This is a genomic window from Paraburkholderia sp. BGA-UO-ETr-F12 (genome assembly GCF_059567945.1).
The window spans coordinates 1-24,489 of sequence record NZ_JCAQOZ010000017.1 but is presented as its reverse complement, the minus strand read 5'-3'; the positions used below and the strand labels follow the sequence as shown (position 1 = coordinate 24,489).

The following is a 24,489-nucleotide window of genomic DNA, read 5'->3' as shown; positions in this document are numbered from 1 at the left end:
GGTGGGCAGCTCACTCTATTCGCCTGTCTGTTCAGGCCAATGGCTAAGCCGCGAGGACTTGCTGCCGGCAACGGCGAGCGCACCCTGAGGTTCGTTGTGCGTTTCGATCCAGCGCGACCGCATGGGCGCAAGAATGAACTTCGCCGAGATGCCCGCGACAATCGTGACGACCGCCGAGACGATAAAGACGAGATTCCAGCCGCCTGCCGCCGACAATACCGAAGCGATCGGCACCAGCAGCGACGCCGTGCCCTTCGCGGTGTAGAGCGTGCCCGCATTGGCGGCCGCGTATTTGCTGCCAAAGGTGTCGGCACAGATTGCCGGGAAGATCGAGAAAATTTCGCCCCAGAACAGGAAGATCAATGCCGCGAACGTCATGAACGCATACGGGTTGCTGCCGTATTGCATGAGGCCGAGCAACGCCAGCCCTTCGCCGATGAAGATCACGAACATCGTGTTTTCACGGCCGAGTTTGTCGGAAATGAAACCGCATAGGGGGCGCGTAAAGCCGTTGCAGATGTTGTCGATCGAAAGCGTGGCGGTGAGCAGCGGCAGGGTCATGCCGAAGATCGTCATCGGGATGCGTGCGAGCCCCCAGTCTTTCGCAATCGGACCAATTTGCGCCGTCGCCATCAGGCCGCCGGCCGCCACCGCGACAAACGACACGTAGATCACCCAGAACACCGGTGTCCTGATCATCTGGCCCGGTGTGTAATCGACCTTGGTGACCGCGAACTTCTTCTTCGGCGCCGCCTGCTGGCGCAAGGTGGGTTTCTTCAGCAGCAGCGCGAGGGCGAGTATGCAAACACCCTGCAGGATGCCGAAGAAAAAGAACGTGTGCTCGTAGCCCGAGCGCGTGATCATGCTGGCGATCGGAATGACGGTGACGGCCGCGCCGGCGCCGAATCCCGCCGCCGTCAAACCGGCCGCGAGACCGCGCCGATCCGGAAACCACTTCAACGCATTGCCGACACACGTACCGTACACGCCGCCCGCACCGATCCCGGCAATGACCGCCGACACATACAGCATCGGCAAGGTCGTCGCATAGGAATTCATGACCCAGGCGAGACCCGCGCATACCGCGCCGCCGGCGACCACGGGGCGCGGACCGAACTTGTCGACCAGCCAGCCTTCTACCGGCACGAGCCACGTTTCGGTGAGAATGAAAATAGCGAAAGCGAGCTGGATGGACGCTTCCCCCCAATGATGTCGCGCATTCATCGGCGTCACGAACAACGTCCATGCATATTGCAGATTCGCTACCAATGCCATGCACATCATGCCGATGACGAGCTGCCACCAACGGTTCGCCCAGAATACGCGAGCCGTGGTCTGCTGAGTAATATCGTCCATGCGCCTTGTCTCCGCCATTTTTTAGCGTGCGGCCGGCCGTCGCGCCGCGCACCATGTGTCTCACCTTCTGGTTATGACCCGAATAGCCTTGCCATTCGGGAATATTTGATATTTGCGTCTTTAATTCGCATTATTCGAAAAAATCCTGCCTTAATCATTGCTTTTCAGATCAGTTGTTTTATTCCGATCAATTAAGCATCGGTACCGCGCCAACTTCTTCTTTCGCCCCCGCCATGCGTCAGATTCAAGCGTTAACCCGAGTACCCGGCTAACCACCGCGCCGGCAATTCCGCTTCTAATAATGGCCCATGCTAGGGTCATTGCTGAATTACTAATAATTAAAGTTTGTTATTATGTTGATTCACATTTGCTTATACATTGGCCATGACGATGCGCAATGCGACTCTGCGGCAACTGAAGGTCTTTGAAACGGTGGCGCGCCACCTGAGCTTCTCGCGCGCCGCGGAGGAACTGCATCTGACGCAGCCCGCCGTCTCCACCCAGGTCCGGCAACTCGAGGAACATGCAGGACTGCCGCTGTTCGAACAGCTCGGCAAGAAAATCTACCTGACGCCGGCCGGCACCGAGATGCTCCACTACAGCCGCGCGATCATCCAGCAGTTCCACGAAGTCGACGAGGCGATGGGGCAGCTTAAGGGCGTATCCGGCGGCAAGCTGAACGTCGCGGTGATCAGCGCCGGCGACTACTTCTTTCCGCGGGTGCTGGCCGAGTTCACGCGGCGCTACTCGGGCGTCGTGCTCAATCTCGCGGTACACAATCGCGCGGAACTGCTGCATCAGCTCGCGACCAATCAGACCGATCTCGCCGTGATGGTGCGCCCGCCGCACGAAACCGACGCGACCAATGAGCCGTTCGCGCCGCACCCTTATGTGATCGTGGCGGCGCCCACGCATCCGCTCGCGCACAAACGCAACATCAAGATGAGCCAGTTGGCGAACGAGGCTTTTATCGTGCGCGAGCGCGGCTCGGACACCTGGAATTCGATGGAGGAAGGCTTCGCCGGCCGTCTCTCCAATCTCAAGATCGCGATGGAGATCAAGAGCACCGAGACGATCAAGCAGGCCGTGATCGCCGGCATGGGCATCGCGTTCCTGTCCGCCCATACGATCAGTCTCGAGTTGCAGCTCGGCCATCTGGTCGTGCTCGACGTCGAGAGCTTTCCCGTCATGCTCAACTGGTACGTCGTGCATCGGAAGAACAAGCGCCTGCCGCCGGTTGCGGTTGCCTTCAAACGCTTCCTGATGGAGGAAGGCGCGAATCTCATCGAGAAAATTACCCGCGTGAAGGAATTGAGCGTCTATAAACAGTAACTTATGCAAACCCATTAAAACTTTAACTATTTCAGGTTGATCAGTATCCCTATGCTGCAAGTGAGTTCTCTTACTTGTCTGCCGAGGAGGCCGATCATGAATTCCGCTCCGCTTGACGCTCATGCCAGCACGCTGTCCCCACGCGCTGCCGTGAGCAGTGCCGACGACGCCCACCTGAGCGCCTACAACGCCGCCTTCAGCGACCTCGGCCTGCGGTTCCGCTGGGACCAGACCACACTGGATGTGCTGAAGGAATTCAATAGTGAAGCGGCGCGTATCACGGCCTACATCGAGCGATTTCACTCGCATCTTCACCGAGCGTATGACGCCGAGTTTCTCGCCCAGATGATTCTGAGCAGGAAGCTCAGGTATTACAGCGAGTTCGCGCCAGCCAACGGGGTCAGCGAAGCCAGCGAATAGAGACTTCGGTGGGAGGCTCCCGCCATTCATCCAGCGTTCCGCTCGACGTATCCCTGTATTCATCTTTGACGGTACATCGCGCGGTGCATGGCGTGCTGGCGTACAGGCCCATGCCTGTGTGCGCCCATCTTCCCAGTATCGTGCCAGCCGCGACGATGCCGGTATGCTGCCGCGCGCACCATGCCCGGCGTGATCTCACGCAGCGCCCATGTTTGCTCTTCCCCACCGTGCCATTCGATGCGCGCCAACACGCCTTGTTGCTTGCGCGTTCCCGCGTGACAACGCGCATCACCACGCGCATGGCGGCGTGCGCCGAACGCGTAGGCGCCGGAATTGTGGAAGTGGGAGTAGGCGCGATTCGCCATCAGATGCATACCCAGCGCCGCTGCTAGCACGCTCATCGCCAGCAGCGCGGCGAGCCCGAACGGCTGGGCCTGCTCGGTGACGAAGCAGTAGCCAAGCCACCCACACAGCAGCAGCGCCGATACATTGACGATGCCGTGACCCGGACGCGCCGCCGCGCTGAGATTCAATGTGCCGCGCAGCATGCAGAACGCGATTGCGCACGCGGCAAAAACCAGCGCACCGATGAACACCGCCGTATAGAGTTCGAAACGCTCGACATTCGTCGGTGTCGCCGTCGTCACCATCGCCGCCGAAAGATAGCAGGCGAAGCCGCCCACCATCACAGCCAGTCCCATGGCGCTGCCGAACAACGCTACGAGGCCGGGCCGCTGCGTCATAGCACGACCTCACAGGCGGCGGTCAGCGCATTGCTCAACGTGCCGATCCCCCCGACCGTGATCGTCACGGTCGCACCATCCTTGATCGATCCAACGCCAACCGACGTGCCGCATGCAATCACATCGCCCGGTTCGAGCGTCAAGTCCTGCGAAATCAGCCGCACCTGCTCGGCAGGAGAAAACACCATATCGGCAAGCGGATAGTTTTGCCGCTCCACACCGTCGAGCATCGTCACGAGACGCGCTGTGGACCAGGCGAAACCGGAAACGATCGAAGGTCCGATACAGCAGAACGTATCGAAGCCCTTTGCGCGGCACCACTGCGGAAAGTGGGGATTTTCGTTCAGCAGATCGGCCGCGGTCACGTCGTTGACGAGGGTGTAGCCGAAGATCGAATCCGCGGCCTCTTCAGCGCTCGCATCGCGGCAGCGCCGTCCGATCACGATTCCGAGTTCACCTTCGTAGACGATCTTGCCCGCATAGCTGGGCGGCCGCCGGATTGCCTCACCCGAGCCGATCACCGATCCCGCCGGCTTCAGCAGGAATAGCGGATGGGCAGGCACAGGCTTGTCGAGCTTCGCCGCGAGCGCATGAAAGTTATTCCATAACGCGACAATCTTGCCGGGCGCACATGGCGCGAGCGGCGTAAGTGCTCGTGTCGACAACACCGCGCCGGTCGGCACCGGTTGCTCGAGACTTTCGTACTCGTGCAGATAGCCGCCTTCCACCCGGCCAAACACGATGCCACCGTCGCTAGACATGAAACGCATCCACGTATCCATACGTCGCTCCTTGAGCCGTCAAATCGCGCCGGCGGTCCGCAATGCGTTGATCTGCTCGGGTGAGTAGCCGAGTTCAGCCATCACTTCGTCGGTGTGTTCACCCAGCAGCGGCGAGCGTTTGACTTCGGTCGGGCTGTCGGACAGTTTGATAGGATTGCCAACGGTCAGGTACTTGCCGCGAGTCGGGTGATCCACTTCGACAATCGTGCCGGTTTTGCGCAGCGACGGCTCTTCGGCAATTTCCTTCATCGACAGAATTGGCCCGCAAGGAATGTCGTATTTGTTCAGAATCTGCATGGCCTCGAACTTGGTCTTGGTCATGGTCCAGCGCTCGATCTCGGCAAAGATGTCCTTCAGATGTGGCAAGCGTGCGGCCGGGGTCGCGTAGTTCGGATCGGTGGCCCATTCTTCCTTGCCGATCACATTGCAGATTTTTGCCCACACCGGCGCCTGCGTGATGAAGTAGATATACGCATTCGGGTCCGTCTCCCAGCCCTTGCACTTCAGAATCCAGCCTGGCTGACCGCCGCCCGAAGCATTCCCGGCGCGCGGCACCGCTTCGCCGAACGTCCCGTTCGGATATTGTGGATATTCCTTCATCACGCCGGTGCGTTCGAGCCGCTGCTGGTCGCGCAGTTTTACGCGGCACAGGTTGAGCACGCCGTCCTGCATCGCGGCGAGCACCTTCTGGCCGCGCCCGGTTTGCGTGCGCTGATACAGCGCCGTGACAATGCCAAGCGCCAGATGCAAACCCGTGCCGCTGTCGCCGATCTGCGCGCCGGTCACTACCGGCGGGCCATCGTCGAAACCGGTGGTCGAAGCCGCGCCGCCCGCGCATTGCGCGACGTTCTCGTAGACCTTGCAGTCCTCGTAGGGACCCGGGCCGAAGCCTTTGACCGACGCCACGATCATGCGCGGATTCAGTTCTTGTATCCGTTCCCACGTAAAGCCCATTCGATCGAGCGCGCCCGGCGCGAAGTTCTCCACCAGCACGTCGCACTTCTGGATCAATGCCTCGAGCACCAGCTTGCCTTCCGGATTCTTGGTGTCGATCGTGATCGAGCGCTTATTGTGATTGAGCATCGTGAAGTACAGGCTGTCCACGTCGGGAATATCGCGCAACTGCTCGCGCGTAATGTCGCCGGCGCCGGCCCGCTCCACCTTTATCACGTCCGCACCGAACCACGCGAGCAACTGCGTGCAGGTCGGGCCCGATTGCACATGGGTGAAATCGAGAATGCGCACGCCGTCGAGTGCTTTACTCATATCTTGTCTCCAGAAGTCTTCCGTCAGCCGTTTGCCCTTTTGATATATCACATACCATATTTTACAGAGCGTCAAGCGAGGCTTATCCCGTAGCGCAAAATGACAGCGAATGGACGAACCAGGAAAATGTGCGCGAATCTCATCGAACATGCCGGCTAAATACAGCATCAGGGTGCGATTCAGACGCTGCTGCATGGCACGTCACGCCAGCCTCGCCTGTCAGATTCAGGGCGCAGAAATAAAAAAGCCTGCGGTGAACATCACCGCAGGCTTTTAATTCGCGCCGCTATCAGGCGTCGGGGCAGCGATCAACTCAATCCAGAAAATCGCAATTGGCTTCGACAAACGCCGCCAGATCCAGCGAATGCTGGCGCGTGAGCCGCTCAGCGAGTTCGGTATCGCGTTGCTCCAGCGCCTCGATAATGCGCAGGTGATCGACGATCGAACGCGACGCGCGGTCACTTTGCGAAATGGTCATGCGGCGAATCGCCCGCACGTGGATGAAGATGTTCTTGATCGTATCGAGAATGATCTGCGATTTCGACAGTTCGACGATCGCCTGATGAAACGCGATATTGGCGTCGGAATACTCGGCGATATGTTCGGCCGGCGTGGCGTCGCGAAAATTGTCGAACATATGGCGCAGACGGGCGATTTCCTCGTCCGTGGCATGCAGCGTGGCCAGACGCGCGGCCATGCTTTCCAGCGCGGCCCACATCTGGATCATTTCGACAATTTCGCGCTTGCTCTTGCGCACGATGTAGATGCCGCGGCGCGGCACCATGCGCAGAAAACCTTCCTGTTCGAGCAGCGTCATAGCCTCGCGCACCGGCGTGCGGCTGACGCCCAGCGATTCGCTCAGCACGCGCTCGTCGAGACGGATTTCTTCGCGATTCTGATAAATGTCCGCGTCGGCTATCGCCTGGCGGAGCATCGTATACGCCTGATCGCGCAAGCTCGCGCTCGCGCCGATCGGCTGCAATGACAACGTCAACGGTGTGGCCACTGCTTCAGTTTGAAGTTCTGACGACATTCATCGCCTCTTGTTGAACATGCGCACGATACGGCGCCGCCGGCGCTGCGACGCCCTGCTCGCCCAGACCGACAAAGCGACCATGCTGCGCTGCAAGTTGCGCAACCGGCTGCGGAATCCAGCGGGTCAACAGAACGGTGGCGGCCGAGCCTAAACCCACGACAGCGACGGCGAGCAACGCGAAAGGAACAAATTCCATTTGCAACTCCAATGATTGAGTAAATGAACAGATGCCTCAATCATATGCTGCAATGCCGCAAATATCAATATTCCGTATGTAGTATATCAGGAGTTGTTGTTTCCAGACATCAAATCAAGGTAGCACGATCGCCCGCTACAAGGCACGCCTGAATTGCCCCAGACGGTCACGCTGCCCTCCGCCTGCCAGCCGCCGCCCGGCTCCCGATACAGCGCAATCGCATTGGCGAGGCGCAACTGCTTGCGAGCGACACCCTGCGTGATTCGGCGCGGCTCCGGCGTGCGGAGCCCAGCACAATCACTGAAGCGGCTTGGTGTAAACGCGTAAAACGCGCGCTATGCGCGCATAAACGATCGATAATCGCGCAATCTGCATCGAATGCGGATTGTGAGATATGCATCGCGTCATTAACCTTCGGAAATCCTGCAACGGGTCGGCGGCGGCCGGCGCTGATTCCTGGGCTTATCTTCCGCCACGCGATCCCGAACCGCAGTCCGAGAATCCGAAGGAGACACCGTCATGAGTACCACCATCCCCAAAGCGCCGAAATCGGCCGCGGCCGGCAACAACTCCGCGCGCAGCCAGGCACGCAAGGCGGCGCTCGGCAGCTTTGTCGGCGCCGTGGTCGACTGGTACGACTTTCTGCTGTACGGCATCGTCGCCGCGCTGGTCTTCAATGCTGAGTTCTTCCCGAAGGTCAGTCCGGCAATGGGCACGCTCGCCGCCTTCGCGACCTTCGGCGTCGGCTTTCTGTTCCGGCCGCTCGGCGGCTTCGTGTTCGGCCACTACGGCGACCGGCTTGGACGCAAGCGCATGCTGGTTCTCACGGTCATGATGATGGGCCTCTCCACCGCCGCGATCGGCCTGCTGCCGGCTTTCTCCAGCATCGGCTGGTGGGCGCCGGTGCTGCTCGTGACCTTGCGCGCGATCCAGGGTTTCGCGGTCGGCGGCGAATGGGGCGGCGCGGCGTTGATGGCGGTCGAAAGCGCGCCGGAAAAGAAGAAGGCCTTCTACAGCAGCGGTGTGCAGGTCGGCTATGGCGTGGGTCTCGTGCTCTCGACCGGCCTCGTCGCGATCATCAGCCGTTCGATGAACAACGCGTCGTTCCTGAGCTGGGGCTGGCGCCTGCCCTTTCTGTTCAGTGTGGTGCTGGTGCTCATCGCGCTGTGGATCCGCTCGAGCATGGAAGAGTCGAAGGAGTTCGTCGAGAAGGTCGGCGCGCACGGCGAACGCAGCGTGCGGCTGCCGATCGTCGAGGCCTTGCTGAAGCACCCGAAGGCTTTCCTGCTGATCATCGCACTGCGCCTCGCCGAGTTGTTCACGATGTACATCGTGACGGCGTTCGCGCTGAATTACTCCACGGCCAATCTGCACATGCCGCGCGAGTTCTTCCTCTCGATCGGCCTGCTGGTGGGCGCGGTGAGTTGCGTGACGATTCCCTGCTTCGCGTGGCTGGCTGACCGTTTCGGCCGCCGCCGCGTGTATATCATCGGCGCGCTGGTCGGCATGTTCAGCGCGGTGCCGTTCTTCCTCGCGCTCGAAGCGCGCTCGACGGTGTGGATCGTGATCTTCGCGGTCATGCTCGCCAACGTCGCCCACGATATGGTCGTGAGCGTGCAGCAGCCCATGTTCACCGAACTATTCGGTACCGAGTATCGCTATAGCGGCGCGGGTGTCGGCTATCAGGTGGCGAGCGTGGTCGGCGGCGGCTTCACGCCGTTTATCGCGGTGGCGCTGGTCAGTTTTGCCGGCGGCTCGTGGCATCCGGTGGCGGCTTACCTCGCGATCGGCTGCCTGATCTCGGTGCTGGTGGCCGCGAAAATGAAGACCGGGCGCGGCGTCGCCTGACTCTCACCGCGGGTCTCACAGTTCACTGATTGTTGCGATGTTCCGACGGGCCGGCCTGGCGAAAACGCCACGCCGGCCCGCTTCTCTTTTGTCCCCGCCTTCCTGCCGGTTCCGGCATCCAGATCCCGCGCCTCAGGTCGTTAATTCCGATGCTTCATGCCGCGTTGCCGCAATTCGGCAAATTACGGTCGTATTTCACCAGGCTAATACCTTATGCATTTGCATCTCATATTGCAAAGGCTATGCCTGCGTCCTATCGTTCGTCCAATCGGGGCTTATATCGAATTTGCATACAACATATGAAATTCGAGTACATATATTGATGACGGATTACTTGCAATTTTTTTACGCCGCGACACTTAAGCATTGTGTATGAAGCGCCGATAACAAAGAATTCCTCACCGGAGACCGACCATGAGTAGTATCACCGAGCCGAATGGCACTTCAGGCTCAGCCCCATTCTTTTCCAAACAGGCCACCGTCGCGCAACCGGGGTTTTCGCGCTGGATGGTTCCGCCCGCGGCGCTCGCGGTTCACCTGTGTATCGGCCAGGCCTACGCCTTCTCCGTGTTCAACGGGCCGCTCACCAAAGTTATCGGCATTACCCAATCCGCCCCTGACGACTGGTCGCTGACTTCGCTCGGCTGGATCTTTTCGCTGGCGATCGTGTTCCTTGGTTTGTCGGCCGCGTTTGCCGGCAAGTGGCTCGAACACGTCGGTCCACGCCGCACGATGTTTACCGCCGCGTGCTGCTTCGGCGGCGGCTTCCTGATTGCCGCACTCGGCGTGCATCTGCATCAGATCGCGCTGCTCTATCTGGGCTACGGCGTGATCGGCGGAATTGGACTCGGGCTTGGCTATGTGTCGCCGGTGTCGACGTTGATCCGCTGGTTTCCCGACCGCCGCGGCATGGCGACCGGCATGGCGATCATGGGCTTCGGCGGCGGCGCGATGATTGCCGCGCCGTTGTCCGTGGCGTTGATGAACCACTTCCGCAGCGCGACGAGCATTGGCGTGGCCGAAACTTTCGTCGTGCTCGGCATTGCGTACTTCATCTCGATGTCGATCGGCGCACTCGCGATTCGCGTGCCGCCGGCAGACTGGAAGCCGGCCGGCTGGACGCCGCCCGCGACCAATCAGAAGAAGATGATTTCGCGTAACCACGTGCACATCGACCAGGCGTTGAAAACGCCGCAGTTCTATCTGATCTGGCTGGTGCTGTTCCTCAACGTGACCGCGGGCATCGGCATTCTCGGCCAGGCGTCGGTGATGATTCAGGAAAGCTTCAAGGGTACCGTGACGGCAGCCGCGGCGGCCGGGTTCGTCGGTCTGCTGTCGCTGTTCAACATGGGCGGCCGTTTCGTGTGGGCTTCGGCTTCGGACTGGATCGGCCGCAAGAACACCTACTTCATCTTCTTCGCGCTAGGCGCCGTGCTGTACTACCTCGTGCCCGGCTTCGCGGCTTCCGGCCAGATCGCTCTGTTCGTGCTCGCGTACTGCGTGATCCTGTCGATGTACGGCGGCGGCTTCTCGACGGTCCCCGCGTATCTCGCGGACATGTTCGGCACGGCATTCGTGGGCGGCATTCACGGCCGTCTGCTGACCGCCTGGGCCGCGGCGGGTGTGGCGGGCCCGGTGCTGGTGAACTACATCCGCGCGTATCAGGTGGAGCACGGCGTCGCCAAGGCGGATGCCTACACGATGACGATTCACATCATGGTCGTGCTGCTGGTGATCGGCTTTATCTGCAACCTGCTGGTCAAGCGTGTCGACGACAAGCACCACATGACCGACGCACAACTCGCCAAAGGCGCCTAAGGAGACTCGCATGTCGACCGTTCAAGCCGTTCATCCGACCAACAAGGTCAAGCTCGCCGTCTTCTGGCTGTATGTGACGCTGCCGCTGGCATGGGGCGTGATCAATACGCTCACGCAGGCAATGAAGCTGTTCAGGTAAGCACTGCACTGCACTGCGCTGCACAACCCCCGCACGATCGACCGTGCGGGGCGCAAAAAAAGCGGGCCGACGGCGCGCGCAAACCGCGCATTCGTCTCTGCCCGCTTTCCCTGCCTCCGGCCTCTCACCGGTACATCGTCGCTTCAGATTTTCTCGAACAGCACATCCTGCGCGCCTTCCCACAGCACCTTCGTACCGAGTTCGCGCAGCTTTTCCTTGCCTTCGACGATCGTCAGGAAGTGATTGCCCGCGAGTTGGCCCAGCTTGCTCGCGAAGCAGCACGACCCGTACGCGAGGATGATCTCAGTTTCGCTGTAACCGCCCGGATAGAACAGGATGTCGCCAACCGACGGATGGCTCGTGTGATTTTCGAAGCCGACCGCCGCGCCGTCGTTTTCGAGTTTGAAGTCGCCAAGCGGAACCCAGCAGCCCTCGCCGCTCCAGCGCACGTGGATGAGCTTCTGACGGTATGGCAGAAGCTTCAGAAAAGCGGCCACCGTTTGCGGCGCGTCAGGATGCGTTTCGGCAGTAAAGACATGGCCGCAGGCGGTAATTCGAAGTCGGGTCATCGCTGGATATCCGTGTGACGGGTTGAGTGGAAAGGTCGGTCAGACGCCGGCCGGGGCGCGGCTGCAGGCGCAACATTCTGTCGGCCCGTGCAAGGCTTCGACAGATACACTTGCCGTCCAACTGGTCAGGCCAGTTGAACCAGTGGCGACGGCTACCGCTCGGGAAGCGGATCGCCGTGCCCCATCACAAACTATCAGGCTGTGCCGCAATGCTCCGCGATCCGTCCAAGGCCATGGCTGCTCCGGCTTTTTGTTTCATGCTGCACGATGGCGAAAAGGTCGGCGGTAAACCGGCCTGAACACCGATCGGGCCCCTGCATGCCAGCTTTACCGGCGCGCACGCCACGAAACTTCGTAGTTTGCAAGCGATGCAATGCGCAGCAAACTGCGAAAAGTGCATGACGTCCGTTCCGGCAATTCAACGGACGGCAAAGCTGGCGAAGGAACCGGCGTCACCGTGGAAGTTTCACACGCCGCCGCGAGAACCTTGCCCTCGATACCCCTGCGACTATCTTGACATGCCAGGCCACGCGCGAACCTTGCGGCGCCGCCCGGCAGAACAACGTGTCGCAACCGGCGAACTCCCGCGCGCCTTGAAGCGCCGGCGCACCGCTCGGGCATCGCATGCTGGCGAGCCGCTCATACGATTCAGCCGCACAACCCGACACTCAGCCGCGCAGCCGGTAGGCAAGCGGCGTCACGCCGTAGCCACGTTTGAACTGCACGGAGAAATGACTGGCGTTCTCGTAACCAACCGCAAGCGCGATTTGCAGCACCGGCTGATCGGTGGCGCGCAGCAATCTCGCGGCCTCCTCGAGCCGCAAACGCGTAACGAACTGATGAGGTGTTTCACCGGTCTCGCGGCGAAACACCCGAGCAAAATGAAAGTTACTTAAACCGGCCTGTGCGGCCAGTTCGCCAATGGCCAGATCGGCGGCAAGATTGGCACGGATGTAATCGGTTACACGGCGGATACGGCGCGGCACCAGGCGCTCGGGATGCGACGGCAAGCAGCCCACGTCAGGACCGCGCGAATAGTGTTGCAATAAATGAGCGGCGAGCGCGTGGGCCAGCGCGTCAACATACAGCCGCGAGTCGGCGGGGTCGCCCGCGGCGCGATGCAGCGCGCCGAGCATCGCGGCGATCAGTGGATCGTGAAACTGCATCGCGTCGCCCAGCGACAGCTCGCGTGAGCCGCCCAGTTCCATCTGGTCGGCGACGCTGTCGATCAGGCTGCGCTCCAGGTGCAAATGGACAGTCGACAGCGGCTCATCGCTGGTCGAACGCCAGCGCCACGAGACCGGCACGGGCGGCACGTACCAGACGTCGCCCATGCGCAGCTCGGCGCTCTCCCAGTGCCCGTTCACGTTGCGCTCGAGGTGTTCGGCGCCGCTGCCGAGCGTCATCAACGTGACGTCCTGCAGGCCAGGTGCTTCCAGCAGTTCCTGCTCGGCCGGTTCGAGGTACGAGCGCAGCACCAGGTGCCGCCACGGGCGATCCACGCTCGACACCAATTTTTTTCCCGCCATATAGCGGTCGTAGGCAAGCGTCGTTGTCAGCCTTGGAATTTTTGCCATCACGTCTCTTCCTGGGAGGTCCCGTATGTACATGAGCAAACCCTGTTACACCCGCATCGCCGGTTAGAGGTCAGCGCAAGATCTCAAAAATGATAGCAAGGAACCGGCTACCGTAATATTTGGAAATAGTTAATCATCCAGGTTGTCGTCTTTCATGCGTTTTGAACGCTGGAGCTACCGTTTCATGGAACACGAATGCGATACGCTGCCGCATTGGCTAACCGGCTCGCCGCAAGGCGAAGCCAGCCACGTGTCGGCGGCTTACACCTCAGCGGTTGCCGCACAACCGGCTTACCCGGCCGGCACGCGGCAACCCGGGAATTCAGCCCACGCGGCTGAAGCATCCAGGGCATCTGCCCGCACCGCAACAAGCGTCGCGCCCGCAGGTTTCCTCACGCTCTTCACCGAGGAGGAGATCGGCACGCCCTCGCCCGCCGCGCGGCGGTCCGCGCCGATCATCAGTCCGCTGGTGCGATTCGGCAGCGCGCAGGACCGCATGGAGTTCGTGCGGCGGCGCATCAAGCAACTTGGCTTCGACTCGTTCAGCTATTCAGCCACGCGCACCACCGCACATCACAAGACGATGTTCGTGCTGACTAGCTACGAGTCGCAGGCCTGGCTCACGCGCTATTTCCGCGAGCGTTATTTCGAGCTCGATCCGCGCGTCGCGCTGGCGTCGCCGACCGGCATGCCGTTCCTCTGGAACACGGCCGATATGCGCGCCGACCTGCCGCGTGCGCAGATGCGCAGCGAAAGGCTCGGCGGGCTGATCGACATGCTGGAGGCCACCGGCCGTAAAAGCGGCATTCTTACGCAGATGCCGCTGCCCGAGCCGGAGCTGAGCGCAAGCCTGTGCTTTAACTCGGAGATCGGCAACCCGCGCTGGATGACGGAGTCGATCGTGGCCGAAACGCTGATGTTCGCGCATACGATCCACGAATTCATCTGGACGCACGCGAAGAGCGTGATCGGGATCGCGCCCGCGCAGCAGCAACAGCGCGTCACGCTGAGCGAGTTGCAGCACGCGGTGTTGAAGGCGGTCGTGCAGGGACAGCGCGACAAGGAGATTGCGTATTTCCTTGGGCTGTCTCCGCATAACGTCGACTATCACCTGCGGCGTTTGCGGCAGTTGTTCAACGTGCGCAATCGCGTGCAGTTGATCAATGTGGCGCAAGGGTATGTGACGTAGAAGAGCTTGAAAAAACACTGCGTCCGGCGCGATAAGCGCGCCGGACGCAGTGTTTGAACTTTTGCGCAGCACTCGTTGCCGCCGCGATTTGCTTAGCACCCGTTGCCGCTCGCGATGAGCGGCACTCGACTCAAACACTGCGCATGCTGCGCAGGCAATCTGCCGCGAGCTGCTGGTAAATCCGGGTGCCGGACGATTTCGCCACGATCTCGTCATCGCTCAGGTTACGCACCACTCGCCCCGGCACCCCGGCCACCAGCACGCCCGCCGGCACCCGCCAATCCTTCTTGACGAACGCACAAGCGGCCACGATGCTCGTTGCGCCGAGCACGACGCCGTCCATCACAACGGCATGCATGCCGACCATCGTGTTCGGTTCAAGCGTCGCGCCGTGAACGATCGCGCTGTGCCCGACATGACTGTCGACGCCGAGCCGGCAAGTGTTCGCCACACCGGTGTGCAGCACGCAACTATCCTGCACGTTGCTGCCACGCTCCACCACCACCGCACCGAAATCCCCACGCAGGCTCGCATGCGGCCCGATGTAACAGCAGGCACCCACCGTTACGTCGCCGATCAGCACGGCGCTCGGATGCACGTACGCTGACGGATCGACGCGCGGCCGCTTGCCGTTGAACTCGTAGAGCGCCACTGTGCCGCCGCTCCGGTTCAGCTCGCGGGCGCGAGCACGTGATAGTCGTCCGCGCCCCAGTAGGCGCGCATGCGCACAATCTTGCCGGCGGCGTCGAAGTCCATCACGTCGGTCACGTCGATGTATGCGGGCCGGCCGTCCTGCCCCGCGATATGCACGCGAAAGCTGATCGACGCGCTATTGCCGTGCGAGCCGCGCGGCGGCGCCATCAGTTCGAGCCGGGCGCCCACCGAGGTCGCGTAGGTATAGAACGTTTCGATCTCGCTGCGGCCTTCTTTCAAGGGCGTGCCGACGGGATCTTCGACGCTCGCATTGTCGGCGAACAGCGCGACGACGCGGGCGGCATCGGCCGCATTGAATGCCTCGATATAGTCGACGAGGCGCGCTTTCATGTTTTCGCTGGCGTTCATCTGTCCTCCTAGCGCGCGGTGTAGCCGCCGTCGATCACCAACTCCGTGCCGGTCACATAGCGGCCGGCCGGCGACACCAGATACAGAATGCCCGCCGCGATATCCTGCGGGTCGCCGATCTTCGCGAGCGGTACGAGCGTTTTCATATGCGCGAAGATCTGCTCCGGGTCACCGAGCTTTTCGAACGCCTCTTCCAGCAGCGGTGTGCGGATAAAGCCAGGATGCACGGAATTCGCGCGGATGTTCTGCGCGGCGTACAGCATCGCCTCGGTCTTCGCCATCAGCCGCACCGCGCCCTTCGAGGCGTGGTATGCCGGCACATCCGGGCCGCCGACCAGCCCATACATCGACGACAGATTCACGATCGAGCCGCCGCCCGCCGTCAGCATGTGCGGAATTGCGTACTTGGTGCAGAGGAACACACCCGTCACATTGACGTCGATGACTTTCTGCCATTGCTGCAGCGTCATTTCGTGCGTGGGCAGATTCGCCCCTTCGATCCCGGCGTTGTTCACCAGCGCGTCGAGCCGTCCAAAGCGCGTGGCAATTTCGCCGAACACGCGCTGCACGTTTTCTTCCTGCGTGACGTCCATCTTCCAGAACGCCGCGCGGCCGCCCGACTCGTTGATCTCGGCGACCAGTTTCTCGCCCGGCTCCGTCAGCACGTCGAGCACCGCGATTGCCGAACCGGCCGCCGCCAGGGTGCGGGCAGTCTGCGCACCGATGCCGCGCGCGCCGCCGGTAATGGCGGTCACCTTGCCGCTCATGTCGAATAGTTGATGAGGGAATGTCATACCGTCTCCGTCATGTTGTCATGTTGTAGTTGGGGTTGCGGCGGCGTGCGAACTTGAGCGGCTCGTGCCGGGCACTCCCGTCGAGCCGTTCACCCTGGCGCGCCGCATCCGAAGGATGCCTCAAACGGCGCGCCGTTCCGCGAGAAATTCCAGGCATTCGCGATTGAAATAACGCCGATGCTCGACCATCACCCAGTGCCCGCAGCGATTCATCAGAACAAAGCGCGCGTCGGCACAGTGTTCGAGAAAACGCATTGCGCCGCTGGCCGGATTGAAGCGGTCGTCCGTGCCCCAGAAACCCAGCACCGGGCATTTGAGTTCGCCGAGCCGTTCAGTCAGATTGGGCACGCGCATGGTCGACAGTACTTCCGGCGGCTGCTGTTCACATACGCTCAGCCGTTCTTCGACCAGTGCGTCAGTGACGAGGCTGCGGTCGTACACCAGCAGTTCCAGCAACTGCCGCATCGTCAGGCGGTTCATCTGGCGGTTGGTGAAGAGCGACACCATCTTCTGGATGCCTTCCATCCTGAAGTAGGTTTCGCGCTCTTCGACACCGCCCGGCGCCATCATGATCAGACTGTCGACGTCGTCGGGATAATCGAGCGCGTATTGCAGCGCGATTGCGCCGCCGAGCGAATTGCCGAGCAAGGTGGCCCGGCCGATGCCGTTCGCCGTGAGTTGCGCGCGCAACGCGTCGACGAAGAAATCGAGCGTGTAGTTCACATCCGCGGGCTTCGACGACGCGCCGTAGCCCGGCAGATCGACCACGATCGCCCGGAACCCTGCCGCGGCGAACTGCGGGTAGTTGTACTTGAAGTTGCTGAAGCCGCTCGCGCCAGGGCCACTGCCGTGGATGAACACAACGGGTGCGCCGCTGCCGGCTTCGAAGTGATGCAGTGTCAGGCCGCCGGGGACTTCCGTGAATATCCCTTTGGGCGCCTGCAAGGATTGCGATGCGCTGCCGGACTTACTAGGCGCTCCGGCGTGTTGGGACTCGGTAGGCGTTGCGTTCATGCGCGCTTGTCTCCTAGCTCGCGCCGCGCTCGTTGGGCGCGGCAGATTGTATGAGGGTCGCCAGCGAAAGCATCATCCCTTTGAATCCACAGCGAGGCATCGTCTTTTCAGACTACGAGGCAGCGCCGCATTTCTCCTACCATCGGGCCCACATGGACAGACGGAGACAGCGGCAATGACAGGGTTCGATTTCAGCGGCAAGGTGGTGCTGGTGACGGGCGGCACCAAGGGAATAGGCGCGGCCATCGCGCAGGCGTTTCAGGCGGCGGGCGCAACGGTTTATGTATGCGGACGCACACCACCCGCAAGCGCGGCTGCGGGTATGCCTGAAAACGCTCCACGTTTCTTCGCCGCGGACGTACGCGATATCGACACCGTCGACGCCATGCTCGCGCGGATCGAACGCGAAACGGGCCGGCTCGACGTGCTCGTGAACAACGCGGGCGGCGCGCCGTTCGCGCTCGCTGCGCAGGCCTCGCCGCGCTTTACCGAAGCCGTCATCCGCCTGAACCTGCTGGCGCCGCTGCATCTCGCGCAACGAGCGAATGCGCTGATGCAGCAGCAAGCGGAAGGCGGCGTCCTGCTGTTCATCGGCAGCGTGAGCGGTTTGCGGCCCTCTCCGGGAACCGCAGCCTACGGTGCGGCGAAAGCGGGTTTGCTGAATGCAGTGCGCTCGCTCGCCGTGGAGTGGGCACCCAAGGTTCGCGTGTGCGCGGTCAGCCCGAGCCTCGTCGAAACAGAAGCCGCCACGAGCGGCCACACGGGTTCCTCCACGGCGGATGCCGCGTCCGCTCTCGCCAGCATCGCCGCGACGATTCCCGCCGGCCGTCTCGCGAAACCCGGCGATGTTGCATCCGCGTGCCTGTTCCTCGCCTCGCCGCACGCCGCCTATGCCTCGGGCAGCAACCTGATTCTCGAAGGCGGCGGCGAAGTGCCCGCCTTTCTCGCCGCCACCGATCTGCACAAGGCGTTCGCCACCCACTCATAGACGCATTCACGCGCGCCCACCTCGCATCCCTGGGGCAAGCGACTAGTCCGTTTTGACGATTCTCGCGCCGCACGTGCCCCCTAACCTCTGATCACAACAAATTTCAGACGTGACCACAGAGGAGACAGGATGCAGATCAACGGAACACAAGCGCGCGCACCGGCAATGCGCGCAGTGTGCGCGGCATGCAGACTCGCCGTGCTGGCAGCGGCGTCGGCGGCAACGATGACGACCTTCGCCACGCCCGCCTACGCGGGCGACACCGTCAATCTCGGCGCGGACACCACACTCGACTACACCTTCACGCTCGGCTACGGCCTCGGAATGCGCACCCGCTCGCCGAGTGGCAATCTGCTCACGCCGGCGAACATCAACGGCGACGACGGCGACCGCAACTTCGCGAAGAACAAGCTGATCGAGAACCAGGTGAGCCTGCTGGGCGAGGTGAACCTCAAGCACGACGACTGGGGGGTCTTCGTGCGTGCCAATGTGTTCTACGATCAGGCTTACCAGCACCCGAACAGCAACAACGCGCCCTACACCGTCAACCACAGCGGCGCGTACAACCAGTTCACCAGCGACGCAAGCTACTTTGCCGGCGGCTATCCGCAGTTGCTCGCGGCGTACGCGTACGACACCATCCACCTGGGCAGCACGAGCCTGAACGTCAAGGTCGGCGAACAGGTTGTCGCATGGGGCGAGAGCGTGTTCTTTCCGAATATCGCGGGCGCCCAGGGGCCCTCCAATGCCACCGCGTCGTATGTGGCCGGCGCGGAGGTCAAAGATATCCTGCTGCCGGTGCCGCAGATCTCGACGCAATGGCAACTCGCGCCGAACTTCAGCCTGCTCGGCTACTACCAGTTCGCGTTCGAGCCTAACAGGCTGGTGCCGCCTGGCGGCTACTGGAGCTACTCAGACGTCGTCGGCCCCGGCGCGCAATACATCATCGGGCCAGGCGGCATGCGGATTCCGCGCGGCAACGACATCCGCCCGAACGGCGACGACCAGTGGGGCGTCGGCGCGCGCTGGCGCGTTTTCGGCGACACCGAGCTCGGCGCGTACTACCTGCACTACAACGACATGAACCCGAGTGTGGTGACGACGTACTTCCCGACACTGCAGTACCAGCAAAAGTACTTCGACCACATCAAGCTCACCGGCCTTAGCTTCTCGACCGATCTGAACGGCGTGAACGTCGCGGGTGAAACGTCGTACCGGCAAGGCGCCGCAGTGCTCGTGAATACCCCCACCGGGCCTCAGGCGACGCGCGGCGACGTCTGGCAGTCCAATCTCTCGGCGATCTATTCGATCGGACCGACCTTCCTTGCCGCGTCGCAAACGCTGGTGGGCGAAATCTCGTATGTGCACGCCGGCAACATCACGCCGGTCATGGGCTCGACGACGCTCACCAGCACGCGCAACTCCGCCGCCTTCGAGGTGGCATGGACGCTCAGCTACAAGAACGTCTTCAGCGGCTGGGACGTCGACGTACCGATCACCTATGCCGACGATTTCACCGGCCAATCCGCGCTAAGCGGCGCGCTCGGTTCGCTGACCGGCGTGGGCGACCACCGCGTGACAGTGGGGGTGAACTTCACGCGTCTGAGCAACCTGAAACTCGGGATCGTGTACGCGAAATTCCTCGGCACGCCGGACCCGAACAATCGCCCGCTTGCCGACCGCGACTACGTGCTCGCCACCGCCACTTACTCGTTCTGACGCTGCAAAGCGCCCCGCGTATTGCGAGCATTGCGCGTATCGCACGCTTTGGGCGCTTTGCGGCAGGTATCACCCTTTGAATCAGCCGTCTTTTTACTGCAAGAGGATTTGGTCATGAGTCGAATTTTCAATCCCGCATTGCGTGTCTGCGTGTTCGCGGCGGGCGCCGCGCTCGCCGTCACACTGGGTGCCCCGTCGTTTGCCAAAACCAGCCCGGAAGATCTCGCCAAACTCGAAGGCCCGCTCACGCCGATGGGCGCGGAGCGCGCAGGCAACGCCGACGGCACGATCCCCGCGTGGAGCGGCAAATGGTTCGGCACGCCACCGGGCGTCGACTACAAGCCGGGCCAGCGTTTCCCCGATCCGTATGCGAACGAGAAGCCGCTCTTCGTGATCACCGCGCAAAACATGCAGCAGCACGAAGCGCGTCTCACCGATGGCGAAAAAGCGCTGCTCAAGAAGTATGCCGACAGCTTCAAGATTCCGGTCTACCCGAGCCACCGCGATTTCAGCTATGGCGACGCCGTGTACAAGGACATTCGCCTGTACTCGCCCAACACCACGATGACGAAAGACCAGAACGGCCTGAAGGATTTTCCGCCGGTCACGCCGTTCCCGGTGCCGAAAAACGGCGTCGAGGCGATGTGGAATCTGCGCTTCGCGTCCGCGGTCGAAGGCGAAACCGCGACCTACGACCAGGCGGTGGTCTACCCCGACGGCAATATCGCGTGGGGCAAGGTGCAGTACGCGATTTACGGACCGCGCAGCGCGGACCATTTCGATCCGAAGAGCCCGTTGAACGCGAAGAGCTTCTTCCGCCAGACCACCATGCTGCCGCTCTCGGATCGCGGCACGATCATCACCGGCTACGAAATGTGGGACCAGGAAGGCTCCGACACCCGCCGCACATGGTCGTATAACCCCGGTACGCGGCGCGTACGCCAGGCGCCCGAGTTCGGCTTCGACCAGCCCGAAGGACCGGGAGGCTTTCGTACCGTCGACGACGACCGCCTCTTCAACGGTTCGGGCGAACGTTACGACTGGAAGATCCTCGGCAAGCGCGAAGTGTATGTGCCGTATGACAACTACAAGCTGATGGACCCGTCGATCAAATACACCGATCTGCTGACAAAGGGCCATGAGAACACGCAATACATGCGCTTCGAACTGCATCGCGTGTGGGTGTTGCAGGCTACGCTCAAGTCCGGCTATCGCCATCAATACGCGAAACGGGTGCTGTATCTCGACGAGGACACCTGGAACGCAGTCGCCGCAGACAACTACGACGCACGCGGCACGCTGTGGCGCACCAACCTTGCCCCGACGCTCTACGCGTACGACGCCAAATCGTTCTACTCGACCGCCGTGTTCTATCACGATCTGATCTCGGGTGCTTATTACGCGGACCGTCTGTCGAATCAGGAACCGATGCCGGTGCTCACACGCGGCTCGCAACTGACCGAAGCGTACTTCTCGCCGGATGCGATTCGCGGCGCGGGCAACTGATTTCGTTGCCTCGCTAACGAAACCACGGCCGGGGACGGATTCAGGTCCAGCCCCGGCGCTTTTTACTTTCTAATCGCGCCCGCCATGACTTCGACACTACATACCACGCTCGACGACGAGCTTTACCGCGCATGGCACGAGCGTGCGCCGATCGCACCGTTTTCGGCGCGCGCCGAGGGTTTGTCGCTTGCCGACGCTTACCGCGTGCAGCAGCACTTCGTCGCCCGCCGCATTCAAGCCGGCGAAACCATTGTCGGCAAGAAGATCGGCGTAACGAGCCAGGCCGTGCAGGACATGCTCGACGTGCGCCAGCCGGATTTCGGCGTGCTGCTTTCCGGCATGCACTATGTCGCCGGCGAGGACATCCCGATCGACAAGCTGATCGCGCCGCGCGCGGAAGGCGAGATAGCGTTCTATCTGAAAGACGATCTGCGCGGTCCGGGCATCACGCGAGACGACGTGCTTGCGGCAACCGAAACGGTCGGCGCGTGCTTCGAAATCGTCGATTCGCGCATCCGCGACTGGGCGATTCGCATCGGCGACACGGTGGCCGACAACGCGTCATGCGGCGTCTACGTGCTTGGCGAAGAACGCGTCGCGCCACATACGCTCGATCTCGCGGCCTGCCACATGGTGCTCGATAAGAACGGCGCGCGTGCCGCGGAAGGCTTCGGCGCCGCCGCGCTAGGTCACCCCGCCGATGCAGTCGCGTGGCTTGCAAACACGCTGGGCGACCTCGGTGTGCCACTGCTCGCCGGAGAAGTGGTGTTGTCGGGTTCGCTGGCGGCGTTGATTCCTGTCACCCGTGGCGACCAGTTGCACATGCGGATCGAAGGTATCGGCAGTTGTTCGGTGCGCTTCATCTGAGCATTCATCCGAGCACTTCGTCTGAGCGCTTCACCGTCTTTTCCTTGAGGATGCATTGAATGAGCAAGATCAAATGCGCGTTGATCGGGCCCGGCAATATCGGCACCGATCTACTGTACAAACTGCGCCGCAGCGCGGTACTCGAACCCGTGTGGATGGTCGGTGTCGACCCGGATTCCGACGGCCTCGCACGGGCCCGCGAGATGGGTTTGAAAACGACGGCCGACGGCATTGACGGCCTGCTGCCCCATCTGGCCTCCGACGATATTCGTATCGCCTTCGACGCCACCTCCGCGTATGTCCACCGCGAGCATTCCGACAAGCTGACCGCGCGCGGCGTGCGCGTGATCGACCTGACACCTGCCGCGATCGGCCCATTCTGCGTGCCGCCGGTCAACCTCGCTGCGCAGATCGACCAGCACGCCATGAATGTCAACATGGTCACCTGCGGCGGCCAGGCGACGATTCCGATGGTGTACGCCCTTTCACGCGTACAGCGCGTGGCGTATGGCGAGATCGTCGCGACCGTATCGTCGCGTTCGGTCGGCCCCGGCACGCGCAAGAACATCGACGAGTTCACCCGCACCACGTCGCTCGCGATCGAACAGATCGGTGGCGCGGCGGTAGGCAAGGCGATCATCGTGATCAATCCGGCCGAGCCGCCGTTGATTATGCGCGACACGATCCATTGCCTGACTGAGAGCGAGCCGGACGTCGACGCGATCACGGCTTCCGTGCACGCGATGATCGATGAAGTACGCCAGTACGTGCCCGGCTATACGTTGAAAAACGGTCCTGTGTTCGACGGCCGCCGCGTGTCTGTGTTCATGGAAGTCGAAGGTCTCGGCGACTATCTGCCGAAATATGCCGGCAATCTCGACATCATGACCGCAGCCGCAGCGCGTACCGCTGAAGTCTTTGCCCAACAGATGCTTGCCGCATCCCCTGCCACTGCGTAAGGAGCTCCCATGTCATTAGCAGGAACCCGCATTACCGTCCACGACATGACGTTGCGCGACGGCATGCATCCCAAGCGTCACCAGATTTCACTCGACCAGATGCGCTCGATCGCGCGCGGTCTCGACACCGCTGGCGTACCGCTCATTGAAGTCACGCACGGCGACGGTCTGGGTGGCGCATCGGTTAACTACGGATTTCCGGCGCATACCGACGAGGCCTATTTAAGCGCCGTGATTGAAGAACTAAAACAGGCCCGGGTGTCTGCGCTGTTGATACCGGGCATCGGCACGGTTGAGCATTTGCGTATGGCGCACGGGCTTGGCGTGCACACGATTCGTGTGGCGACGCATTGCACGGAAGCGGACGTGTCCGAGCAGCACATAGGTCTTGCCCGCAAGCTGGAGATGGACACGGTGGGCTTTTTGATGATGGCGCACATGTCGCCGCCCGAGCAGCTCGTCAAGCAGGCGAAGCTGATGGAGTCGTACGGTGCGAACTGTATCTACATTACCGACTCGGCCGGTTATATGTTGCCAGACGATGTGACTGCGCGCATTGGCTTGGTTCGTGCTGCGTTGAAACCTGAGACCGAGTTGGGGTTTCATGGCCATCACAATCTTGCGATGGGGGTTGCGAATTCGATCGCGGCTATTGCTGCGGGGGCCAATCGTATCGATGCGGCGGCTGCGGGGCTTGGCGCTGGTGCCGGCAATACGCCGATGGAAGTGTTTATCGCTGTGTGCGAGCGGATGGCGATTGAGACGGGTGTCGATGTGTTTGGGATTTCGGATGTTGCCGAGGATCTTGTCGTGCCGATTATGGATGCGCCGATCCGGATCGATCGCGATGCGTTGACGCTTGGGTATGCGGGGGTTTATTCGTCGTTTTTGCTGTTTGCCAAGCGGGCTGAAGCGAAGTATCGGGTTCCGGCACGGGATATTCTTGTTGAAATGGGGAGGAGGCGGTTGGTCGGTGGGCAGGAGGATATGATTGAAGATACGGCGTTGACGCTTGCTCGCGAGAGGGGGGTTTTGGTGTAAAGGTTTTTTTGGGGGGGTTCTGTTGTTGGGCTTTTGGCCTTTCCTTGATTTCTTATCGGTCTATTAGCGTTGCCCCTGTGCGGGGCGGCACCTACTTTTCTTTGCCTGCCGCAAAGAAAAGTAGGCAAAAGAAAGCGGCTCACACCGCAGGGGTGTCAGAATTTCCGTGTTTAAGGCGTTTGGAGAATTACACGGGTGATCTGATGAAGCGATCCTGATAGAGGATAGCGAATTGGTTCATGGCCGTCTTCCAGTCGTGAGCTGCATG

Annotated in this window: 24 protein-coding genes; 12 read left to right on the top strand and 12 right to left on the bottom strand. The window is 61.5% G+C overall.

Annotation, left to right across the window (positions count from 1 at the left end):
- Window positions 1–15 precede the first annotated feature (15 nt).
- Window positions 16–1,356: an oxalate/formate MFS antiporter gene (gene oxlT, locus AC57B6_RS06855; RefSeq protein WP_028193845.1), complete on the bottom strand. Its 1,341-nt coding sequence runs from the start codon at window positions 1,354–1,356 to the stop codon at window positions 16–18.
- Between the two features lie 384 nt (window positions 1,357–1,740).
- On the opposite strand from oxlT, the gene AC57B6_RS06850 reads away from it, so the two are divergent.
- On the top strand, window positions 1,741–2,688 hold the full coding sequence (locus AC57B6_RS06850) for a LysR family transcriptional regulator (RefSeq protein ID WP_025647831.1): 948 nt from the start codon (window positions 1,741–1,743) through the stop codon (window positions 2,686–2,688).
- 96 nt (window positions 2,689–2,784) lie between these two features.
- Entirely contained in the window at window positions 2,785–3,108 is a 324-nt protein-coding gene (locus AC57B6_RS06845) for a hypothetical protein (protein ID WP_030098868.1), read from the top strand.
- Window positions 3,109–3,167: 59 nt separating this feature from the next.
- Here the strand turns inward: AC57B6_RS06845 and AC57B6_RS06840 are convergent, their stop codons facing one another.
- From AC57B6_RS06840 to AC57B6_RS06820, 5 genes are all read right to left on the bottom strand, one after another.
- On the bottom strand, window positions 3,168–3,851 hold the full coding sequence (locus AC57B6_RS06840) for an NAD(P)(+) transhydrogenase (Re/Si-specific) subunit beta (protein WP_496420907.1): 684 nt from the start codon (window positions 3,849–3,851) through the stop codon (window positions 3,168–3,170).
- Window positions 3,848–4,633 (bottom strand): fumarylacetoacetate hydrolase family protein, encoded by a 786-nt coding sequence (locus AC57B6_RS06835; protein WP_496420906.1) that lies wholly within the window; start codon window positions 4,631–4,633, stop codon window positions 3,848–3,850. The genes AC57B6_RS06840 and AC57B6_RS06835 overlap by 4 nt, the downstream gene beginning before the upstream one ends.
- Window positions 4,634–4,651: 18 nt before the next feature.
- On the bottom strand, window positions 4,652–5,899 hold the full coding sequence (gene frc, locus AC57B6_RS06830; RefSeq protein WP_028193848.1) for a formyl-CoA transferase: 1,248 nt from the start codon (window positions 5,897–5,899) through the stop codon (window positions 4,652–4,654).
- Window positions 5,900–6,212: 313 nt separating this feature from the next.
- The gene (locus tag AC57B6_RS06825; protein ID WP_025647825.1) at window positions 6,213–6,932 is read right to left on the bottom strand and encodes a GntR family transcriptional regulator; all 720 of its coding nucleotides are present in this window, start codon (window positions 6,930–6,932) and stop codon (window positions 6,213–6,215) included.
- The gene (locus AC57B6_RS06820) at window positions 6,910–7,131 is read right to left on the bottom strand and encodes a hypothetical protein (RefSeq protein ID WP_496420905.1); all 222 of its coding nucleotides are present in this window, start codon (window positions 7,129–7,131) and stop codon (window positions 6,910–6,912) included. The genes AC57B6_RS06825 and AC57B6_RS06820 overlap by 23 nt, the downstream gene beginning before the upstream one ends.
- 519 nt (window positions 7,132–7,650) lie before the next feature.
- On the opposite strand from AC57B6_RS06820, the gene shiA reads away from it, so the two are divergent.
- The 3 genes from shiA (at window position 7,651) to AC57B6_RS06805 (ending at window position 10,936) form a co-directional block, all read left to right on the top strand.
- Entirely contained in the window at window positions 7,651–8,979 is a 1,329-nt protein-coding gene (shiA, locus tag AC57B6_RS06815) for a shikimate transporter (RefSeq protein WP_496420904.1), read from the top strand.
- A gap of 414 nt (window positions 8,980–9,393) precedes the next feature.
- A complete protein-coding gene (locus tag AC57B6_RS06810) occupies window positions 9,394–10,797 on the top strand; it encodes an L-lactate MFS transporter (RefSeq protein ID WP_025647816.1) in 1,404 nt (467 codons plus the stop codon).
- A 10-nt stretch (window positions 10,798–10,807) separates the two neighbouring features.
- Window positions 10,808–10,936, top strand: a complete 129-nt coding sequence (locus tag AC57B6_RS06805; RefSeq protein WP_030098873.1) for an MFS transporter small subunit — start codon at window positions 10,808–10,810, stop codon at window positions 10,934–10,936.
- 143 nt (window positions 10,937–11,079) lie between these two features.
- Here AC57B6_RS06805 and AC57B6_RS06800 read toward each other — a convergent pair whose 3' ends face one another.
- Both AC57B6_RS06800 and AC57B6_RS06795 read right to left on the bottom strand, forming a co-directional pair.
- Entirely contained in the window at window positions 11,080–11,505 is a 426-nt protein-coding gene (locus tag AC57B6_RS06800; RefSeq protein WP_025647812.1) for a DUF3830 family protein, read from the bottom strand.
- Between the two features lie 668 nt (window positions 11,506–12,173).
- The gene (locus AC57B6_RS06795; protein ID WP_025647809.1) at window positions 12,174–13,082 is read right to left on the bottom strand and encodes an AraC family transcriptional regulator; all 909 of its coding nucleotides are present in this window, start codon (window positions 13,080–13,082) and stop codon (window positions 12,174–12,176) included.
- Window positions 13,083–13,266: 184 nt separating this feature from the next.
- On the opposite strand from AC57B6_RS06795, the gene AC57B6_RS06790 reads away from it, so the two are divergent.
- On the top strand, window positions 13,267–14,271 hold the full coding sequence (locus AC57B6_RS06790) for a helix-turn-helix transcriptional regulator (RefSeq protein ID WP_025647807.1): 1,005 nt from the start codon (window positions 13,267–13,269) through the stop codon (window positions 14,269–14,271).
- 130 nt (window positions 14,272–14,401) lie between these two features.
- Here the strand turns inward: AC57B6_RS06790 and AC57B6_RS06785 are convergent, their stop codons facing one another.
- The 4 genes from AC57B6_RS06785 to AC57B6_RS06770 all read right to left on the bottom strand — a co-directional run bounded on the left by AC57B6_RS06785 (window position 14,402) and on the right by AC57B6_RS06770 (window position 17,141).
- Window positions 14,402–14,923: an acyltransferase gene (locus tag AC57B6_RS06785; protein ID WP_496420903.1), complete on the bottom strand. Its 522-nt coding sequence runs from the start codon at window positions 14,921–14,923 to the stop codon at window positions 14,402–14,404.
- Between the two features lie 17 nt (window positions 14,924–14,940).
- Window positions 14,941–15,333 (bottom strand): nuclear transport factor 2 family protein, encoded by a 393-nt coding sequence (locus AC57B6_RS06780; protein WP_025647804.1) that lies wholly within the window; start codon window positions 15,331–15,333, stop codon window positions 14,941–14,943.
- Between the two features lie 8 nt (window positions 15,334–15,341).
- Window positions 15,342–16,127 carry an SDR family NAD(P)-dependent oxidoreductase gene (locus tag AC57B6_RS06775; RefSeq protein WP_025647803.1) on the bottom strand — a complete coding sequence of 262 codons (786 nt, stop codon included), beginning with the start codon at window positions 16,125–16,127 and terminating at the stop codon, window positions 15,342–15,344.
- 120 nt (window positions 16,128–16,247) lie between these two features.
- Window positions 16,248–17,141, bottom strand: a complete 894-nt coding sequence (locus AC57B6_RS06770; RefSeq protein WP_082094425.1) for an alpha/beta fold hydrolase — start codon at window positions 17,139–17,141, stop codon at window positions 16,248–16,250.
- 175 nt (window positions 17,142–17,316) lie between these two features.
- Here AC57B6_RS06770 and AC57B6_RS06765 point away from each other — a divergent pair, with 175 nt between their 5' ends.
- The 6 genes from AC57B6_RS06765 (at window position 17,317) to dmpG (ending at window position 24,221) form a co-directional block, all read left to right on the top strand.
- Window positions 17,317–18,129 (top strand): SDR family oxidoreductase, encoded by an 813-nt coding sequence (locus tag AC57B6_RS06765; RefSeq protein ID WP_496420902.1) that lies wholly within the window; start codon window positions 17,317–17,319, stop codon window positions 18,127–18,129.
- 129 nt (window positions 18,130–18,258) lie between these two features.
- Window positions 18,259–19,848 carry a DUF1302 domain-containing protein gene (locus AC57B6_RS06760; protein WP_183796639.1) on the top strand — a complete coding sequence of 530 codons (1,590 nt, stop codon included), beginning with the start codon at window positions 18,259–18,261 and terminating at the stop codon, window positions 19,846–19,848.
- 114 nt (window positions 19,849–19,962) lie between these two features.
- Window positions 19,963–21,354 carry a DUF1329 domain-containing protein gene (locus AC57B6_RS06755; RefSeq protein WP_496420901.1) on the top strand — a complete coding sequence of 464 codons (1,392 nt, stop codon included), beginning with the start codon at window positions 19,963–19,965 and terminating at the stop codon, window positions 21,352–21,354.
- 84 nt (window positions 21,355–21,438) lie between these two features.
- A complete protein-coding gene (dmpE, locus tag AC57B6_RS06750) occupies window positions 21,439–22,221 on the top strand; it encodes a 2-oxopent-4-enoate hydratase (RefSeq protein WP_496420900.1) in 783 nt (260 codons plus the stop codon).
- A gap of 59 nt (window positions 22,222–22,280) precedes the next feature.
- On the top strand, window positions 22,281–23,180 hold the full coding sequence (locus tag AC57B6_RS06745; RefSeq protein ID WP_496420899.1) for an acetaldehyde dehydrogenase (acetylating): 900 nt from the start codon (window positions 22,281–22,283) through the stop codon (window positions 23,178–23,180).
- Between the two features lie 9 nt (window positions 23,181–23,189).
- Window positions 23,190–24,221 carry a 4-hydroxy-2-oxovalerate aldolase gene (dmpG, locus tag AC57B6_RS06740; RefSeq protein ID WP_496420898.1) on the top strand — a complete coding sequence of 344 codons (1,032 nt, stop codon included), beginning with the start codon at window positions 23,190–23,192 and terminating at the stop codon, window positions 24,219–24,221.
- The last annotated feature ends 268 nt before the right edge of the window (window positions 24,222–24,489 follow it).

Bases quoted from the DNA above. Each gene is read 5' to 3' on its own strand.
- AC57B6_RS06835 (WP_496420906.1), bottom strand. From the start codon at position 4,633: ATGGATACGTGGATGCGTTTCATGTCTAGCGACGGTGGCATCGTGTTT.
- AC57B6_RS06790 (WP_025647807.1), top strand. From the start codon at position 13,267: ATGGAACACGAATGCGATACGCTGCCGCATTGGCTAACCGGCTCGCCG.
- dmpE (WP_496420900.1), top strand. From the start codon at position 21,439: ATGACTTCGACACTACATACCACGCTCGACGACGAGCTTTACCGCGCA.
- AC57B6_RS06775 (WP_025647803.1), bottom strand. From the start codon at position 16,127: ATGACATTCCCTCATCAACTATTCGACATGAGCGGCAAGGTGACCGCC.
- dmpG (WP_496420898.1), top strand. From the start codon at position 23,190: ATGTCATTAGCAGGAACCCGCATTACCGTCCACGACATGACGTTGCGC.
- AC57B6_RS06850 (WP_025647831.1), top strand. From the start codon at position 1,741: ATGACGATGCGCAATGCGACTCTGCGGCAACTGAAGGTCTTTGAAACG.
- AC57B6_RS06755 (WP_496420901.1), top strand. From the start codon at position 19,963: ATGAGTCGAATTTTCAATCCCGCATTGCGTGTCTGCGTGTTCGCGGCG.
- frc (WP_028193848.1), bottom strand. From the start codon at position 5,899: ATGAGTAAAGCACTCGACGGCGTGCGCATTCTCGATTTCACCCATGTG.
- AC57B6_RS06765 (WP_496420902.1), top strand. From the start codon at position 17,317: ATGACAGGGTTCGATTTCAGCGGCAAGGTGGTGCTGGTGACGGGCGGC.
- AC57B6_RS06805 (WP_030098873.1), top strand. From the start codon at position 10,808: ATGTCGACCGTTCAAGCCGTTCATCCGACCAACAAGGTCAAGCTCGCC.
- AC57B6_RS06800 (WP_025647812.1), bottom strand. From the start codon at position 11,505: ATGACCCGACTTCGAATTACCGCCTGCGGCCATGTCTTTACTGCCGAA.
- AC57B6_RS06770 (WP_082094425.1), bottom strand. From the start codon at position 17,141: ATGAACGCAACGCCTACCGAGTCCCAACACGCCGGAGCGCCTAGTAAG.
- AC57B6_RS06780 (WP_025647804.1), bottom strand. From the start codon at position 15,333: ATGAACGCCAGCGAAAACATGAAAGCGCGCCTCGTCGACTATATCGAG.
- AC57B6_RS06840 (WP_496420907.1), bottom strand. From the start codon at position 3,851: ATGACGCAGCGGCCCGGCCTCGTAGCGTTGTTCGGCAGCGCCATGGGA.
- AC57B6_RS06760 (WP_183796639.1), top strand. From the start codon at position 18,259: ATGCAGATCAACGGAACACAAGCGCGCGCACCGGCAATGCGCGCAGTG.
- AC57B6_RS06745 (WP_496420899.1), top strand. From the start codon at position 22,281: ATGAGCAAGATCAAATGCGCGTTGATCGGGCCCGGCAATATCGGCACC.
- shiA (WP_496420904.1), top strand. From the start codon at position 7,651: ATGAGTACCACCATCCCCAAAGCGCCGAAATCGGCCGCGGCCGGCAAC.
- AC57B6_RS06795 (WP_025647809.1), bottom strand. From the start codon at position 13,082: ATGGCAAAAATTCCAAGGCTGACAACGACGCTTGCCTACGACCGCTAT.
- oxlT (WP_028193845.1), bottom strand. From the start codon at position 1,356: ATGGACGATATTACTCAGCAGACCACGGCTCGCGTATTCTGGGCGAAC.
- AC57B6_RS06810 (WP_025647816.1), top strand. From the start codon at position 9,394: ATGAGTAGTATCACCGAGCCGAATGGCACTTCAGGCTCAGCCCCATTC.
- AC57B6_RS06825 (WP_025647825.1), bottom strand. From the start codon at position 6,932: ATGTCGTCAGAACTTCAAACTGAAGCAGTGGCCACACCGTTGACGTTG.
- AC57B6_RS06845 (WP_030098868.1), top strand. From the start codon at position 2,785: ATGAATTCCGCTCCGCTTGACGCTCATGCCAGCACGCTGTCCCCACGC.
- AC57B6_RS06820 (WP_496420905.1), bottom strand. From the start codon at position 7,131: ATGGAATTTGTTCCTTTCGCGTTGCTCGCCGTCGCTGTCGTGGGTTTA.